Genomic DNA, 15,964 nt, shown 5'->3' on the forward strand with positions numbered 1-15,964 from the left:
TGAATGACAAAAAAAGAGGAAAAAAGCCAAACCTCCTGGCGTCTCCCGGTCTTTCCAGCCTGGCGCTTAGACGCGATGCTCGGGGCCTTCCGAGGCGGTTGGGTCAGCAGATGCGGGATCCAGAGCGGTGGGCGCTGCCTCGCCCCGGGACGCAAGGGGCTGTGGGGTGGAAGACAGCTCCTGTCCCCGCCCAGAGCGGTCCTCTCCTGCCTGGGCCGGCCTTGGCTGCGCCTCCTCCTGGGAGCGGCTCTGGAGCAGGTGCTCCACGGTGTGGGTGAGCCTGGCTAACAGCTCCGGCTCTAAAGGCTCGAACTTATTGTAGTCGTCGATGTACACGTCGAGCCCGTCCATGATATTGAAACGCGGGTCGCTGAAGAGCTTTTTCAACGCCGCCCGGCGCAGCCCATCTTCCACCTTGGGGTGCATGAAGGCCCGGAAATCCGACTCGAAGCTCAAGCGGTCCAGGGGCGGTAAGGGCGGAGGCGGGTCTTCCACCGGCTTGCGCACGGGACCGCCAGCGCCGCCTTCGGCCCGGGACTCCCGCTTGAGCCGGGACCAGCGGGCGAGGAAAGACTCCTCCTGGCGCGGACCAGGCACAGACTCTTTCTGGCCTTCGGCCGGTTTTCCGGCGGCAGGGGGATCAGTCCTGTCAGAGCTTGCCATGGCGTTCCAGCCTGCTGGAGGCGTAGCGGCGCCGTTTTTTCGCCTCGGGGTCCGGGCGGTAGTGGGTTTCCACGAACTCCCCGACCCAGCGATAGATCTCCGGCGGCATGGGCACTCCGTCCACTTGCTCGTTGGCGTCCATCCACCGGGCGGCTTCCCCGTAGCTCACCGTGACGAAGGCGGGACGCGCTTCCCCTTGCTCATCGTGGCGCCACAGGACGAAGACCCGGGGCTCGCTCGCCGAGACGTTGAGCCAGTAGTCCTCCACCTCGTCCCGGCGCAGCGTCAAGCGAAAACCAGTATAGAGCACCCGCCGGCGCCGTTCGTCCTCTAAGATCACCCGGGGCGGGGTCTGCGGGGGCGCACCGTCTTCCACTACCCCGATGGCCTCCCAGCGGTAGGAACACCAGGGATTGTCCAGGCGGAGCCGCTCCATGACGACCGCCACGGGCAACGTTTCCGGAAACATAATATGCAATAATAGTTTAGTCCGAAGGGAAAGGGACAACGATCGAGCCCATCGGTTTCCTGGGATACGCCGCCGCTTCGTCGTCAGAGGCACGAGCGCCTTGAGCATTCGTCGGAGGTTTTGTAATAATTTTTCCGCCATTACCCGTACGGCCCCGGAACGACCCTTGCAGCGGGTGGCTGCGACCGTCCTTCCCTGAAACGAGGCGAGGAAAAAATGAGCCATGACCTAGGGGCAAGCCCGTTGGTGGACAAGTTCGGCCGCACGGTCAACTATATCCGCCTTTCGGTCACCGACCGCTGCGACTTCCGCTGCACCTACTGTATGGCGGAAGAGATGACCTTTCTTCCCCGCGCCCAGGTCCTGTCCCTGGAAGAATGCCTGCGGCTTGCCCGGGTGTTCGTAGGTCTAGGAGTTACCAAGATCCGCATCACGGGGGGCGAGCCCTTGGTGCGCAAGAACGTGCTCTGGCTGTTCCAGCAGCTGGGGCGGCTCCCGGGGCTCAAGGAGTTGGTATTGACCACGAACGGCTCCCAGCTCGAGCGCTTCGCCCAGCCCCTGGTGGAGGCGGGCGTGCGCCGGGTCAACGTGAGCCTGGACAGTCTCGACCCGGACAAATTCAGGCGCATCACGCGGGTCGGGGACCTGCACAAGGTGCTGCGCGGTATCGCCGCGGCCAAGGCGGCGGGCTTTGCCGGCATCAAGCTCAATACCGTGATGATCCGGGGCGTCAACGAAGACGAGTTCTGCGACTTGGTCCAGTTCGCCGTGGATCAGGAGATCGACATCGCCTTCATCGAAGAAATGCCCCTGGGAGACGTGGGCCACGCCCGGATCGACACTTATTACAGCTCGGACGACGCGCTCGCCCTGCTCAGTCGCCGCTTCGAGCTGGTCTCCAGCACCGAGACCACCGGCGGCCCCGCCCGCTACTGGCGCATCCCCGGCACCCGGACCAAGGTGGGTTTCATCTCGCCCCACTCCCACAACTTCTGTGCCAGCTGCAACCGGGTACGCGTCACCTGCACGGGCGAGCTTTTCCCCTGCCTGGGACAGAACGACTCCACCCCTCTGCTGCCCCTGCTGCGAGCCCATCCGGAAGACGACCAGCCGGTGCGCCAGGCCATCATCGATGCCATGGGCATCAAGCCCCGGGGACACGACTTCAACCTGTTCCAGGCCAAGCCCAAGGTGATCCGCTTCATGTCGGTGACGGGAGGCTGAGGCGGTGGACGCGCCTTATCGTCCCCGGCTCACCAACGCCGCCCGTCCCGCCACTTTCACCATCACGGCGCTCAACGAGCGGGGTGAGGAACTGCCGACCCAGATCGCCGGCGAACACCCCCTCACCCTGTACGTGGACAAGCGGGAAATCGTCACCCTCATGACCCTGGGGGCGGCCCCGGAAGCCCTGGTCATCGGCTATCTGCGCAACCAGCGGCTGGTGAACAGCATCGAGGACATCGTGGCGGTGCAGGTAGACTGGGAAACCGAGGCAGTGGCGGTCACGACTCGCACCGGCCTTGGCGACATCGAGGAAAAGATGGGCAAGCGCACCGTCACTACCGGCTGCGGCCAAGGGACCGTGTTCGGCAACCTGATGGAGGAGATCGACCGGATCCAACTGCCCGCCGACGTGACCCTCACGGAGGAAACCCTCTACGGGCTGCTGGACAACGTGCGCCGTTACGAGTCCATCTACAAACAGGCCGGCGCTGTCCACGGCTGTGCCCTGGCTAAGGGAGCGGATATCCTCATATTCATAGAGGACGTGGGGCGGCACAATGCGGTGGACGCCATCGCCGGAATGATGTGGCTCGACCGGTTGGAAGGTGCCGACAAGATCTTCTACACCACGGGGCGGCTCACCTCCGAGATGGTGATCAAGTGCGCCCAGATGGGAATCCCTTTTCTCGTCTCCCGCTCGGGCCTCACCCAGATGGGCTACGAGATCGCTCGCAAGGTGGGCATCACCATGATCGGCCGAGCCACCGGCAAGCACTACCTGCTCTTTACCGGTCGCGAGAGGTTCGTCAAGGCGTGAAGGTCACCGGGGTCCTCCTCGCCGGCGGCATGGGCAGGCGCATGGGGGGCGTGGACAAGGGCTTGCAGCTTCTCAAAGGCAAGCCCCTGGCCCAGTGGGTGCTGGAACGATTCGCACCCCAGGTGGATGAAGTGCTGGTCAACGCCAATCAAAACCTCGAGCAATACGCCCGTTTCGGCTATCGGGTCATTCCTGATCTGGTGGGCGGCTTCGCCGGTCCCCTGGCGGGCCTGCACCGGGGCTTGAGCGAGGCCGCCCATCCCCTGGTGGCCACGGTGCCCTGCGACTCTCCTTTCCTGCCTTCGGATCTGGTGGCGCGGCTTAAGGCTGCTTTGGCGGGGAATCAAGCCGACTTGGCGGTGGCCAAGACCTTCGATCAACCCCACCCGGTGTTCTGCCTGGGTCGTCGGGCCTTGAAAGACCATCTGGAACGGTATCTCGCGAGCGGCGGCCGCAAGATCGACGCCTGGTACGCGAGCCTGCGGGTGGTGGAAGTGCCCTTCGACGACGAGGCGGACGCTTTCCGCAATATCAATACTCCGGAAGAACTGGACCAATCCGCCCGGTGGGTGGGGTCATGAACGAAGCGGGAGAGCCTCGGGACTACTTCACGGTCAAGGAGGTGGCGGATTACCTCCACCTCAACGAGAAAAAGATCTACGCCCTGGTCAAGGAGGGGGCGATTCCCGCCACCAAGGCCGCCGGCAAATGGTTGTTCCCCCGAAAGCTGGTGGACGAGTGGCTGCTGGAGTCGGCCCATGGGGGCGTGCTCGCCGATCGCTTGGTGATTGCCGGCAGCGACGACCCCCTGCTCGCTGCCGCCGCGGCCCTGCTCGCTAGCCAGATCGGGGCATCGGGCCTGGTGAGCCTGTCCCCCACTGGCACCCGCCTGGGGCTCGCCCTTCTCGCCCAGCGCCGGGCCCATGCGGTCGCCATCCATTGGGGTCCAGCCGCTTCCGCCGACCGCCGCCACCCCCAGCTTGTTCGCAGCTATCCTACCCACCGCAGCTGGACTCTGGTGCGCCTGGCACGCCGGGAACAGGGTATTCTCCTGGGGCGTGCCATCGTCGGGGCGACCGGGCTGGAGACCCTGGTGAGGCCCGGGATACGCTGGGCCTTGCGCCAGGAAGGCGCCGGCTCCCAGCATTTCCTGGAAACCCAGCTCGCCCAACGGGGGCTCACTGTAGCCGAAGAACAAATCACGGCCCGGGCCCTCTCGGAGCGCGAGGCCGCCGCCCTCATCGCCCGGGGCCAGGCCGACTGCGCCCCAGGGGTACACGGGGCCGCCAGCGAGTTCGGGCTCGGGTTCCTGCCCCTGGGATGGGAGTGTTTCGATCTGGTGCTGCCCCGATCCGTGTATTTCCGCCGCTTGTTCCAGGCCCTGCTGGAAGTGTTGCGCGGGCCGGAGATAGCCGCTGTCGCCGCCTCGCTACAAGGCTACGATCTGGAACCCCTAGGACGGATTCTGCCCATTCCGGAGGATTGATCCGTGGCCGACCGAAGCGCCAAGGCGGCGGCTCGCCGGGAAGCCCCCTTGAGACCCAATCCTTCGTCCACGGCCACCACGACGGGCATCGCCGTCAGCAGTCCGGCAAACCGCCCCTTGGCACGAAATGCCTCGAGAAAAGTCGGGCGCGTGAGCCGCGGGAGGATCTTGGGGGCGATGCCGCCGGCAAGGTAGACCCCCCCGGTGGCGAGGAAGGCGAGGGCCATATTCCCCGCAAAAGCGCCATACACCGCCACGAACAACTCCAGGGCTTGATCGGCCACCGGATCCTGTCCCGCCAGTGCGAGGGCGGTAATCTCCCGGGCAGGGCGGTATCGGGGCGGTGCTCCAGCCTGCCCCTGCAGATAGAGGTCGATCGCCTCCAGCCCGCCCCCCGAGAGAACCCGCTCGTAGGAGACCCGTCCGAAACGCGAGGCCAAGGCCTCGGCCAGGCCCGCTTGCCGGGGACCCAAGGGGGCAAAGTCCATATGACCCGCCTCGGAGGCAACCGCCTGGTAACCCTCCCCGGTCCACACCAGGGCGGCCACCCCCAGGCCTGTCCCCGCCCCCAGTACCACCTTCGCACCGTGGGGGGCGGCAATGCCGGGCTGCAGGATCGTTTGCTTCGAAGGGCCCAAGGCCTCGACCCCGTAGGCCGCGGCGACGAAATCGTTCAAGACCTCTACCCGGGCGATCCCCAGCGCGGCGGTGAGCGCCGAAGCGTCCACCTGCCACGAAAGGTTGGTGAGCTGCGCCCGGCCTTCTTGCACCGGACCGGCCACCGCGAAGCAGGCGGCCGCAAGCCGCGCCCTCAGCTCCGCGGCTTGGGGTCGAGCGAGAAACGCCTCCACCGCCGCGGCGAGGCTCGGGTAGCCGGCGCTTGGATAGACCTGTTCCAGGAGAGGTTGGGGCGCCTCCTGGGCCACCCGTCCTAGTTGCAGCCGGGTGTGGGTACCGCCGATGTCGCCGGAGAGATAGATGAGCTCCCCTTCCCCGGGGTCGCGGACGACCATGGGTTCACCCGGCAGCGGCAGCGGGGCTCGCCTCCACTCGTACCGCCAGGGGTTCCGGCGCGCCGATCAGATCCCCTTGAGCATAGTCCACCCGGAGCTCTTTGAGCTTTTCCAGCGTGATCTGGTCGGCCACGAATTCGGCCACCGTTTTCATCCCCAGCAGATGAGCAATCCGGTTGATCGCCTCCACGATGGCGTAATCCACCGGATTGCCAGCGAGGTCACGGATGAAGCTGCCGTCGATTTTCAGGAAGTCTACCGGCAGGTGCTTGAGATAGGCGAAGGAGGACATGCCCACGCCGAAGTCGTCCAGGGCGAAGCGGCAGCCCAAAACCCGCAGGTCGTGCATGAATTCGCTCGCCTTGGTGAGGTTGGAGATGGCGGTGGTCTCGGTCACTTCGAAGCACAGCCGCCGGGGCGGCACCCGTGCGGCCTCCATCCGACGGCGCAGGAACTCGGCGAACGTACTGTCGTTGAGGCTCGCTCCGGATAGGTTGATGGAGTAGCAGCTCTCCAGGTCGGCCCCCCAGTGTTGCGCTTCCTGGGCCATGAAGTCGAGAAGCGCCGTCACCACCCAGCGGTCCACCATGGGCAGGAGATTGAAGCGCTCGGCCGCCGGCATGAAATCGTTGGGAGCGAGCAGGTGGCCGGATTCGTCCACCATGCGCACCAGCACTTCGTAGTGGGGGCATCCGCCCCCCCTCGTCACCGGTGCGATGGGCTGGCGGTAGAGCCGGAAGCCTCCCTTTTCCAGGGCGCTCGTGATCTGGTGCACCATGGCCACGTCGCCCTGGGGCGTGCGGGTGAGGGCAGTGCCGGGCTGATACATCTCTACCCGGCTGCCGCCTTTTTCCTTGGCTGCGTAACAGGAGGCGTCGGCCGCCGCCAGCACGTCGGCCACCGTGCCGCTGTCGGCGTCCACCATCACCAAGCCGATGCTCGCCCCCAGGGAGAAGGTTTTGTCCTTCCAATGGAAGCGGAAGTCGCGCACGATTTCCCGCAGGCCATTGGCGATGCGGATGGCCTGATCGACGGGGCAGGCCTCCAGCAACACGCCGAACTCATCGCCGCCAAGGCGGGCCAGGGTGTCGCTGCCCCGGATCTTCACGTGCATCGCCGCCGCAAGCTGGCGCAGCAGTTCGTCGCCGGCCACATGGCCGCAGGTGTCGTTCACCGCCTTGAACCGGTCCAGATCCAGGTAGAGCAAAGCGTGCTTGCGGCCGTCGGTCTTGGCCGATTCCAGCAGATAGGCGAGCCGACGCTCGAACTCCCGGCGGTTGACCAGGCCCGTGAGGGAATCATGGCTCGCTTGCCAGGTGAGCCGCTGGGCCATGGCGCGCACGTGGCTCACGTCGTGGAACACCACCACGAGCCCGGTCACCGTCCCGTCCGGCCCCCGAATGGGCGAGCAGGACTCCTCCACCGGAATGCGCCGCCCGTCCCGCGCCTTGAGGATCGCTGCCCGGGTGATTAAGGTGCGACCCGCCGCCGCGGCGAAGCCGTGGGACAAGGGCTTCTGGGACTCCTCGTCCAGTACCACGTACACCGCATCGAGCGGCAAGCCCCGCGCCTCGGCGCTGCGCCAGCCGGTGAGCTGCTCTGCCACAGCATTCAATACCTCGATACAGCCACGGGCGTCGGTGGTGATCACCCCTTCGGCGATGGAGTGCAACGCCACTTCGGCCCGCTCCTTCTCCCGGTATAACGCCGCCTCTGCTCGCCCGATGTGGCGAATCACCAGCACTGCTACCGCCGCCCCGATCACCAGCAGGCCACCCCCTAGCACGGCGAGAAACAAGTACGCCCCTCGGGCGCCGGCGAGTGCCTCGTCCATGGCGGCGAGCATCTCGGCCCGCTGGGCGGACACTGCACCAGTGAGCAGTTCCTCGAAGCGGGCGGCGGGGGCCGCTTGGGACAAGCGCAAACGCAGGGCTTCGTTGATCTGGCCCGCCTGAAGGGCGGTCGCCATGGCATCGCGCATGCGCTCCAAGGCACGGCCCGTGCGCAGGAGCTCCTCCAAGGCAAGCCGCTTGACGGGATCCTGCTCCAGGGCTTCCAGGCGGTCCATGAGCTGAGTGGAGCGCTGCCCCAGGGCTTCAAGGCGCCGATAGACCTCCGCCTGCTGGCGCAGCGTCCGGTCCACGAGGAGGACTCCCAGCAGCTCCGAGCGCTGGCGCGTCACGTCCAGCAAGTCGGCGGTCGCCTGCATTTTGGCCCCTTGGCGGTAAGCGATGTGGTCAATGCGGCTGGTCAGTTCGTCGAGCCGAGCCATCCCCATGGCCACCAGCTCCACCATCAGGACCAGCATGACGGCGAAGCCGGCCACGGCCACCGCTCGGGGCCGCAACCAGCGACCCATCCGCGTCCAGGCCGGGACCTCAGCCATGGCCGCCACCCCGCGCCGCGGGGTCTTGGCGGTAGAACTGGCGCATCTGTTCATACACCGCTGGATAGGCGGCCTGGAGGGTCTTGGGCGCCTGGAAGAAGGCCTCGCTCGCCACCGCGAAGAATTCTCCAGGCGCTTCGGCCCCGTAGGGATCGATCGGGGCCGGCAAACCTCGCTCGACGCGCCGGCGCAGGTCCTGATAAGCCTGCTCGAAGGCCGCTTTCCAGACCTTCGGATCCATGCCCGGGTGTAGGGGCGGCATGCCGTTGGCATCGCCATTCAGCATGTCCAGCTTGTGGGCGAACTCGTGGATCACCACGTTCACTGGCCCTTCGTGCCAGGACGGATCCACATCCGCGGCCGAAAGGATGACGGGCCCCTGCAGCCAGGACTCACCTGCCAGAGGCTTCCGTACCGTGTGCACCACCCCCGCCTCGTCCACGTATTCCCGTGCCGGGATGAACTCGTCGGGATAGACGATCACCTCCACCCAGTCCCCGTAGTAGTCCAGATCCAGGTTGAGGATCAAGAGGCAAGCCTGAGCCCCGATGACGAGCCGTGTCTCCTCGTCCACCTCGTAGCCGCCGGCGCCATGGATGCTCTTCTCGTGAAGGAACAAGGCAGTCCAATCACGGAGGCGCGCGCTCTCGTCCTCATTTAGATCTCCCAGGAACGGCACCCGTTCGATCACTCCGGCCCAAGCAGCGGCGTCGATGGGATGGCGTGCCAGCACCCGTCTGCGCTGCCAGTTTCGTACTCGCCTCAGCATAAAGCCGAGTATAGCGCGGCGGGACCGCCTGGGTTGAAAGTTCCAGGCCGCTCCGTTAGGCTTGCGGCTGACGTGAGACGAGGGCTCGAGGCAGGGGGATAAGGACGCCACGACCCGAGCGAAACGAAGCGAACGACCGAGGGAGAAGCGACCAATGGAACCCGTCTACAGTATCGCCCACCCCCAGACCCTGAATCTGGAACAGCAGCGGGTGCTGCGCAACACCTACTGGCTGCTGGGCCTATCCCTCATCCCCACCGCCCTGGGGGCCCTGCTGGGCCTGCGCATCCCCCTGTCCGTCCTGCAAGCGCATCCCCTCGTCTACGCTGTCGCCGTGCTCGCCGTGTTCTACGGCATGATCTTCGCCATCGAGCGCAACCGCGACAGTAGCCGGGGCGTCTACCTGCTCCTTGCCTTCACCCTGCTCATGGGGGTGTTGCTGGGGCCCCTGCTGCAGGTAGCCCTGGGCCTAAAGAACGGCGCCCAACTGGTGGCCCTGGCTGCGGGCGGCACCGGCCTCACGTTCTTCCTTCTCGCTGGAATTGCCACCGCTGCCCGCCGGGATTTCGGCTTCCTGGGTAACTTCCTCATGGTGGGGGTTGTGATCGCCATGATCGGCGTGGTGGCGAACTTGTTCCTGGCGAGTCCGGTGCTGCACTTGACGCTGTGCACGGCGATCATGCTGCTCTCGGCGGGGCTCATCCTGTGGCAGCTCAACGCCATCGTGCGCGGGGGCGAGACCAATTACGTGTCGGCGACCCTCACCCTGTACGTGAGCGTGTACAACCTGTTCAGCACCCTGCTTCAGCTTTTGATGGCCTTTGGGAGCGAGCGGGAATAGGACACCCTCGGACAGGCCCCGCGGGGCACGCTGCTACCCGCCGCGCTCGAAGAGGGCGACGGACTCCACGTGGGTCGTATGGGGAAACATGTTGACGACTCCGGCAGCGCGCAGGCGGTAGCCCTTGGCATGCACCAGCACCTGAGCATCCCGGGCCAGGGTCGCCGGGTTGCATGAAACGTAGACAATGCGCCGAGGCGCTCCTTCCCCCAATGCTTTGACCGCCTCGATGGCCCCATCCCGGGGCGGATCGATCAGCATCTTGGCGAAGGGGCCTTGGTCCCGCATCCAGGCCCCGTCGACCGCGAACAGGTCGGCGGCCATGAACCGCACCCGTTCCGCAAGACCATTCTCCTGGGCGTTGCGGTGGGCAGAGCGCACCAGGGCCTGCTCCCCTTCGTAGCCCACCACCTGGGCGCCAGCGCGGGCGAGAGGCAGGGAAAAATTGCCCAACCCGCAAAAGAAATCCGCGATGCGCTCGTCGGGGCGAGGCTCCAGGAGGGCGACCACCCGGCGCACCAACACCCGATTCACTGCGGGATTCACCTGGGTGAACTGGGTGGGCCCGAAGCGCATCCTCAGATTGAACTCGGGCAGATCGTAGTAGAGATCGGCCTCCACGGGGGGATGAAACGGCGCCGCCGTCGCCGGTCCCCCCGGCTGGAGATAGAGGTGCACTGCGTGGCTTTCCGCGAACGCCCGCAGGGCAGCCTCGTCCTCCGGGGTCGGGGACTCCAGCACCCGTAACACCAGCACGGTGGTAACCTCCCCCAGCGCAGCCTCTACCTGGGGCAGGCGGGTACGGATGGAAAGCGCCCCGATCAATTCCCGTAGAGGGGCGATCAGCCGCGACAGCCGTGGCGGCACCACCTCGCAGGCGGCCATGTCCGCCACGTAACTGGAGCGCCGCTCGTGGAAACCCACGAGCACCCCGCCCTTGCGGGGTACGTAGCGCACGGCGAAGCGTGCCCGGTGCCGGTAGCCCCACGTCGGCCCATGGATCGGGGGCAAGAGGGTGTCGGGCTTCACCCGGGCGATGTGCCAGAGCTGATCCTCTAGCACCCGCTGCTTGACCGCTACCTGGGCATCCGCTTCCAGGTGCTGCAGGCTGCAACCGCCACAGGTCCCGAAGTAGGGACAGCGCGGGCTCGTGCGCAAATAAGACGGCCGCAAAAGCTCCCTGACTTGGGCGAACTCGTAGGTGGGTTTCTTCCGGAAGGACGTGTAGAGGACCCGCTCCCGCGGCAGGGCGCCTTCGACAAACACCACTTTGCCCGCGTCCCGGACGACGCCATGACCTTCGTTGTCCAGCGACTCGACGATGGCGACTTTCATGGCGGGAGGAGAAAGGTTCGCCCGCAGACCCTGGACACTCGGGAGGACTTAGACTTCCGCACCCCAGCGGGCGAGGAATTCGGCCCAGTGGCTTTCCGTGGAGCGCTCCAGGGTGGAGCGCACCAGGGCACACTCCGCTTGGTACCGGACTCGGTCCAGCACACCACGCATGAGCTGGAAGCGCAAGAACACCAGGTAGGTGTTTAATACGTCCGCCTCGCAGTAGCGGCGCACCGCTTCCCCCTCGCCCCGGCGGTAAGCGTCCCACACCGCGCCCCCCTCTAAACCCAGCTTGCCCGGAAGCCCCAGCAGTTGAGCCAATTCATCCAGGGGCACGTTGGCCCGGGGCTGGTACAGGGCAAGCAGGTCCATCAGGTCCAGGTGCCGGGTATGGTAGCGGCTGATATAGTTGTTCCATTTGAAATCCCGGTCCTCGTCGCCCAGATCCCAGTAGCGGGGCGCCTGGACGCCGTGGATGAGGCCTCGGTAGTGGAGCACCGGCAGGTCGAAGCCGCTCCCGTTCCAGGACACGAGCTGGGGCGTGTACTTCTCGATGCCCTCGAAGAAGCGCCGCACCAGCTCGGCCTCATCCTCTCCAGGACCCAGGGACCACACCCGGAAGCTGTCCCGATCCCGCAGGGCGCAGGAAATCACCACCACCCGGTGCAGGTGCAGGGGGAGAAAGTCGCTTCCCGACTGCTGCCGCCGGCGCTGGAACGCCATCTCGGCCACCTGCACGTCCGGCACTGAAAGGTCGAGCCCGTGCAGGCGCCTCAACCCCTCGATGTCCGGTATGGTCTCGATGTCGAAAGCAAGAACGGGGATCACTTGCGCGCCCAGGTGCCGTCGGGCCTGCGGTACCACCAGCCCGGCTGGGCCTTGTCGATCCAGCGCTGGGCGAAGGTGGCGCGGATGTCCTGCTCCCATTCGGGATGGCCGTTGGCCCGGGCTATTTCCCGATACAGGGCGAGACGATCCTGGTTTTCTGCCGTAATCAGGGCGTTCACCGCGGCCCGTTGGGGCAGGGGCACCGCGTTGGCATCCCGCAAGGCCACCAGTCCGTCCTGGGTCAGCCCGACCGCGCCGCTCGCGTAATGGGGTGCGAGCTGGGCATGACGCTTCTGCATGCTTTCCTTGAGGGCTGCGATGGCGGGAGTGTTGATCTCCAGATCCATCTGGGCCTGGGAGCCGACGGTAACCAGCGCAAGGGCAAGCAGCACGACCAGGCGGTGAAACGGATGCTTCATATTCCCTCTGTCCACATCACGGCGTACGGGAAGGCACGGGGCTGCTTTGCTCCGATCCCTGGCCTCTGTTTTCTGATGGCTGGAGCTGCCACACTTCGTCGATGATCCGGTCGGCCGCCTTCTCGGCGGCCGCAGCGGGAAAATAGATGTTGATGGTAACGCAGCCCACCGTGGCGGCGAGGGCAAGCAACAGCGCCACGAGCGCTCCCTTCATCGCCACGCACCTCGCGGGTGGCGCGCAGTCCCGAGCTCGTATGCGATCATTGGATGACGGGCCGGACGTTTTCCTGGGTGATGCGCCGGAGCCGTTCTAGCAGCTCGCTCCAGCCGACCGCGCGATTGTAACCGATGACCGTGATGGCTGGTATGCCGCCGCCCTCCACGATCACGTAGCCGCCCGGTGCCTCGGCCACGCCGCCCATCGCGCACACCCCGCCGGCAAGCCGGCACGTCACGCCCAGGCGGCGATAATGGAAGCGCTCGAAGAAACGCAGGAAACCGCGCTGCAACGCCGCGGCCGCACCCGCACCCCCTAGGGCGGAGATGTTCTCCACCGCCCGCTGGCTGATGGTCCTAGGATAGTCTCCCGGACTGCTTTCCAGGCGCGCATCGAAGCGCACGGGCTTCCACCGAACCAGCTCGAGCCCCATCACATCCACGTCCACTCGCCCTTCCATGCTGCCGAAGGAGAACGTGCGGGTGAGCAGATCCAGATCCAGGCGGCGCATCTCCAAGTCGGCGGACAAACGGGGCACCCGGCCCAGCGGATCCACCACACGCAGGTTGCGCGCCACTGCCGTCCCATCGAACACTCGAAAGAGCAGCGCACCGTCCACGGCGAGGAGGGCGTTGGCGTAAGTGATCCGGGGAACCACTGCGGACAGGCTCCCGTGCATAGGGGGGATGCCCAGGGCTTCGCACAATGCCTCCATGGACACCGCGCTCAATGCCCCGGCCACTTGCCAGCGCCAGCCTTGGGTCGATCGCTCCACGCGGGCGTCCTGCAGGCTCAAGACCCCATCCAGGACCGGCACTTCCAAGGTTTCGAAGCGGGCTTGCCCCGAAAACAACTGCCAGCGTACCGTGCTTGGTCCGAACGGGACGCGCAATAGCCTCCCCTCGCGCCATCGGAGCCATCCCGCGCGGGGTTCATTCGCGTGCCAGGCGATCCGCCCATTGAGCCCTTCTAGGGTGAGCCGCCGCTCCTCCACCCGGGCATCGTGCAAGACGATGTCCCCCGTCTCCCAGCGCCCCTCGGAGAAGGACAGCCGCAGGTCGGCGCTCCCCGCCACAGTGGTGTCGGCCAGCTGCAGCGCCGGCGCGAGGGGTGCCAGGAAACGCTGGTACAGGCCGCCCAGATCGAGCCGACGGGCTTGGAGGACGAAGGCAACGGGCACCCGGTGGTCGAGCCGGTAGGTTCCTTGGCCTTCCAGCCGACCGACCCCGGCGACCTCGGCGCGGAAGTCGCTGACCGTCACGGTTTTCGCTATCGTCTCTCCTTGGGCTTCCAGCCTGACCCCCGACGGCAGGTAGAGCGGCTGCCAGAAGATGCCGCCGGCATGCCAGTCGACGGCAACGCGGAAGCGTCCTCCCGTCGTAGAAGCCTGCCAGGAAAGCTCCACGCGGGCACCCAGACCCTCCCCCGCGTGCAAACCGGTCGGGTCGGAAAACGAGCCCTCTTCCACCTGGAGCCGGGCCTCCAAGCGGCGCAGGCGGGCCTTACTCGCCTCAAGCACCAACGTGCCGCTCGCGGTTCCCGCGCCGGGACGTGGCGCTTCCGAAGGCAGAAGTCCCGCCAATCGGTCGATACGGGCCCCGCGAAGCACCACGGTCACCTTCCACTGCCCGTCTCGGACCCGACCCCGCGCCTGCCACCGTTCGCCGGCGGGAGAGAGGTTGAGGTCAAACTCGCCCGTGTCGGGGCGCAGACGGAAGCTGACCGGGATGCGCTCTTCGGCGGCGTACAGCAAGCCCCGATGGCAGGTGATGCGGGAAGGCTCCAAGCGCGCCACGCCGCACTCGAGGGCCAGGTTCCGGAATCCTCGTCCCGCCACCACCAGCTGCTCTGCCGTGAGGTGAAAGCGCGCCTCTGCCGCCTCCCAGTGACCGCGCAATCCCGAGAGGGAAAACCCCGGCCCCTCCAGCGCACCGATGAACAGGCTCAGCGCAGGCGAAGTTGGGGAAGCAGCAGCTGCGCTCAGGACCAAGAAGGCCCCGGCGGCGCCGGTGCGAAGACGCGGTACGAAGCGAGGCCCTAGGGCTCGTTCAGGCGGGAAACACACCGGTGGAGAGATACCGATCCCCCCGGTCGCAAACGATGGAAACGATGACCGCGTTTTCCACTTCCCGCGCGATCTTGAGCGCGACCGCCATGGCGCCGCCGGAAGAAATGCCGGCGAAGATGCCCTCCTCCCGTGCCAGGCGCCGGGTCATCTCCTCGGCCTCCGCCTGGGACACGAGTTCGATGCGGTCTACCCGGGATGGATCGTAAATCGCCGGGAGATAAGCTTCGGGCCACTTGCGGATGCCGGGAATTTGGGCGCCTTCCTCCGGTTGCACTCCTACGATCTGGACAGACGGGTTTTTCTCCTTGAAGAAGCGGGAACACCCCATGATGGTGCCGGTGGTACCCATGCTGCTCACGAAATGGGTGATGGTGCCTCGGGTGTCGCGCCAAATCTCCGGGCCCGTGCCTTCGTAGTGGGAAAGGGGATTGTCCGGGTTGGCGAACTGGTCCAGGATCACACCCCGGCCCTCGTCCCGCATGCGGTTCGCCACATCCCGGGCCTCCTCCATTCCGCCCTCCTTGGGTGTCAGGATGATTTCTGCGCCGAAAGCTCGCATGGTCTGCCGCCGCTCCAGGGACAGGTGTTCGGGCATCACCAGAACCATGCGGTAACCCATGATGGCCGCCGCCATGGCCAGGGCGATGCCGGTATTGCCGCTGGTCGCCTCGATCAGGGTATCGCCCGGCTTGATCCGCCCCCGCTGCTCAGCGCGCTTGATCATGTAGAGTGCCGGCCGATCTTTGACCGACCCGGCCGGGTTGTTGCCCTCCAGTTTCGCCAAGACGATGTTGCGGGTTTTGCCCGGCAGCCGTTGGAGCCGCACCAGGGGGGTGTTGCCGACGAAGCCCTCGATGGTCGGATAGCGGATGCCCTTGTTCGCGGTCGCCTCGTTCATTCCGTCCACGCTTCGGTTCGAATCGCTTCGGGCATTATCCCACTCGCCGGCCCGTCAGGGCGAGCCTTGAAGCAGGGCACTCACGTAGCGGCTGACGCCCTCCTCCACGCTGAGAAACGGTTTCTCATAGCCAGCCCGGCGCAGGGCGCTCACGTCCGCCTGGGTGTAGCTCTGGTACTTGCCTTTCAGGGTCTCAGGAAATGGGATGTACTCGATGATGCCCCGTTCGCGCAACGCCGCCAGGGTGAGGGGCGCCAGGCCTTCGGCCGCCCGGCAGGCGTTGACGGTGGCAAGCGCCACGTCGTTAAACGACTGAGAAACACCAGTACCGACGTTGAAGATGCCAGAGATCTCCCCGGCCTCGAGAAAATACATGACCACCTGGACTACATCCTCCACCGAGACGAAGTCCCGCCGTTGCTCGCCGTCGGCGTAGCCTCCGGAGCCCTGGAACAGGCGCACCCGCCCCTCGCGCCGATACTGGTGAAACAGGTGATAGGCCACGGAGGCCCTGCGGCCCATGTGGGA

17 protein-coding genes are annotated in these 15,964 nt (G+C 66.1%); 5 read left to right on the forward strand and 12 right to left on the reverse strand.

Annotation, left to right across the window (positions count from 1 at the left end; all coding sequences use genetic code 11):
* Window positions 1-66: 66 nt before the first annotated feature.
* Both V7Q81_RS03935 and V7Q81_RS03940 read right to left on the reverse strand, forming a co-directional pair.
* A complete protein-coding gene (locus V7Q81_RS03935) occupies window positions 67-597 on the reverse strand; it encodes a DUF3306 domain-containing protein (protein ID WP_333840550.1) in 531 nt (176 codons plus the stop codon).
* 52 nt (window positions 598-649) lie between these two features.
* On the reverse strand, window positions 650-1,111 hold the full coding sequence (locus tag V7Q81_RS03940) for a DUF3305 domain-containing protein (protein ID WP_333840551.1): 462 nt from the start codon (window positions 1,109-1,111) through the stop codon (window positions 650-652).
* Between the two features lie 237 nt (window positions 1,112-1,348).
* Between V7Q81_RS03940 and moaA the strand changes: the two genes are divergently transcribed.
* The 4 genes from moaA to V7Q81_RS03960 are packed head-to-tail and all read left to right on the forward strand — an operon-like array spanning window position 1,349 to window position 4,662.
* Window positions 1,349-2,356, forward strand: coding sequence for a GTP 3',8-cyclase MoaA (gene moaA, locus V7Q81_RS03945; protein ID WP_333840552.1), 1,008 nt, complete (start codon window positions 1,349-1,351; stop codon window positions 2,354-2,356).
* A gap of 4 nt (window positions 2,357-2,360) precedes the next feature.
* Window positions 2,361-3,176 (forward strand): formate dehydrogenase accessory sulfurtransferase FdhD, encoded by an 816-nt coding sequence (locus V7Q81_RS03950; RefSeq protein WP_333840553.1) that lies wholly within the window; start codon window positions 2,361-2,363, stop codon window positions 3,174-3,176.
* Window positions 3,173-3,757, forward strand: coding sequence for a molybdenum cofactor guanylyltransferase MobA (gene mobA / locus V7Q81_RS03955; protein ID WP_333840554.1), 585 nt, complete (start codon window positions 3,173-3,175; stop codon window positions 3,755-3,757). Before V7Q81_RS03950 ends, mobA begins: the two co-directional genes overlap by 4 nt.
* Complete coding sequence (locus V7Q81_RS03960) at window positions 3,754-4,662, forward strand: helix-turn-helix transcriptional regulator (RefSeq protein WP_333840556.1); 909 nt, start codon at window positions 3,754-3,756, stop codon at window positions 4,660-4,662. The genes mobA and V7Q81_RS03960 overlap by 4 nt, the downstream gene beginning before the upstream one ends.
* Here V7Q81_RS03960 and glk read toward each other — a convergent pair.
* The 3 genes from glk to V7Q81_RS03975 are packed head-to-tail and all read right to left on the reverse strand — an operon-like array spanning window position 4,614 to window position 8,830.
* Window positions 4,614-5,675 (reverse strand): glucokinase, encoded by a 1,062-nt coding sequence (gene glk / locus V7Q81_RS03965; protein WP_333840557.1) that lies wholly within the window; start codon window positions 5,673-5,675, stop codon window positions 4,614-4,616. The two genes, V7Q81_RS03960 and glk, sit on opposite strands and share 49 nt — an antisense overlap.
* 4 nt (window positions 5,676-5,679) lie before the next feature.
* Window positions 5,680-8,061, reverse strand: a complete 2,382-nt coding sequence (locus tag V7Q81_RS03970) for an EAL domain-containing protein (protein WP_333840559.1) — start codon at window positions 8,059-8,061, stop codon at window positions 5,680-5,682.
* A complete protein-coding gene (locus V7Q81_RS03975; protein ID WP_333840560.1) occupies window positions 8,054-8,830 on the reverse strand; it encodes a zinc-dependent peptidase in 777 nt (258 codons plus the stop codon). The genes V7Q81_RS03970 and V7Q81_RS03975 overlap by 8 nt, the downstream gene beginning before the upstream one ends.
* 154 nt (window positions 8,831-8,984) lie before the next feature.
* Between V7Q81_RS03975 and V7Q81_RS03980 the strand changes: the two genes are divergently transcribed.
* Complete coding sequence (locus tag V7Q81_RS03980; protein WP_333840561.1) at window positions 8,985-9,671, forward strand: Bax inhibitor-1/YccA family protein; 687 nt, start codon at window positions 8,985-8,987, stop codon at window positions 9,669-9,671.
* Between the two features lie 33 nt (window positions 9,672-9,704).
* Here the strand turns inward: V7Q81_RS03980 and rlmD are convergent, their stop codons facing one another.
* From rlmD to V7Q81_RS04015, 7 genes are all read right to left on the reverse strand, one after another.
* On the reverse strand, window positions 9,705-11,006 hold the full coding sequence (gene rlmD / locus V7Q81_RS03985; protein ID WP_333840563.1) for a 23S rRNA (uracil(1939)-C(5))-methyltransferase RlmD: 1,302 nt from the start codon (window positions 11,004-11,006) through the stop codon (window positions 9,705-9,707).
* 48 nt (window positions 11,007-11,054) lie between these two features.
* Window positions 11,055-11,834 carry a 3'-5' exonuclease gene (locus V7Q81_RS03990; protein WP_333840565.1) on the reverse strand — a complete coding sequence of 260 codons (780 nt, stop codon included), beginning with the start codon at window positions 11,832-11,834 and terminating at the stop codon, window positions 11,055-11,057.
* Window positions 11,831-12,253 (reverse strand): YdbL family protein, encoded by a 423-nt coding sequence (locus V7Q81_RS03995; protein WP_333840567.1) that lies wholly within the window; start codon window positions 12,251-12,253, stop codon window positions 11,831-11,833. Before V7Q81_RS03995 ends, V7Q81_RS03990 begins: the two co-directional genes overlap by 4 nt.
* Window positions 12,254-12,269: 16 nt before the next feature.
* Window positions 12,270-12,467 carry a hypothetical protein gene (locus V7Q81_RS04000; protein WP_333840569.1) on the reverse strand — a complete coding sequence of 66 codons (198 nt, stop codon included), beginning with the start codon at window positions 12,465-12,467 and terminating at the stop codon, window positions 12,270-12,272.
* A gap of 46 nt (window positions 12,468-12,513) precedes the next feature.
* Window positions 12,514-14,460, reverse strand: coding sequence for a hypothetical protein (locus tag V7Q81_RS04005; RefSeq protein WP_333840571.1), 1,947 nt, complete (start codon window positions 14,458-14,460; stop codon window positions 12,514-12,516).
* A 58-nt stretch (window positions 14,461-14,518) separates the two neighbouring features.
* A complete protein-coding gene (gene cysM / locus V7Q81_RS04010; protein WP_333840573.1) occupies window positions 14,519-15,436 on the reverse strand; it encodes a cysteine synthase CysM in 918 nt (305 codons plus the stop codon).
* Window positions 15,437-15,490: 54 nt separating this feature from the next.
* The coding region (locus V7Q81_RS04015; protein WP_333840575.1) for an NAD-dependent epimerase/dehydratase family protein at window positions 15,491-15,964 on the reverse strand (474 nt) is incomplete at its 5' end.

The organism is Pelomicrobium sp. (genome assembly GCF_036803785.1).
In the GTDB taxonomy this organism is placed as follows: domain Bacteria; phylum Pseudomonadota; class Gammaproteobacteria; order Burkholderiales; family UBA6910; genus Pelomicrobium.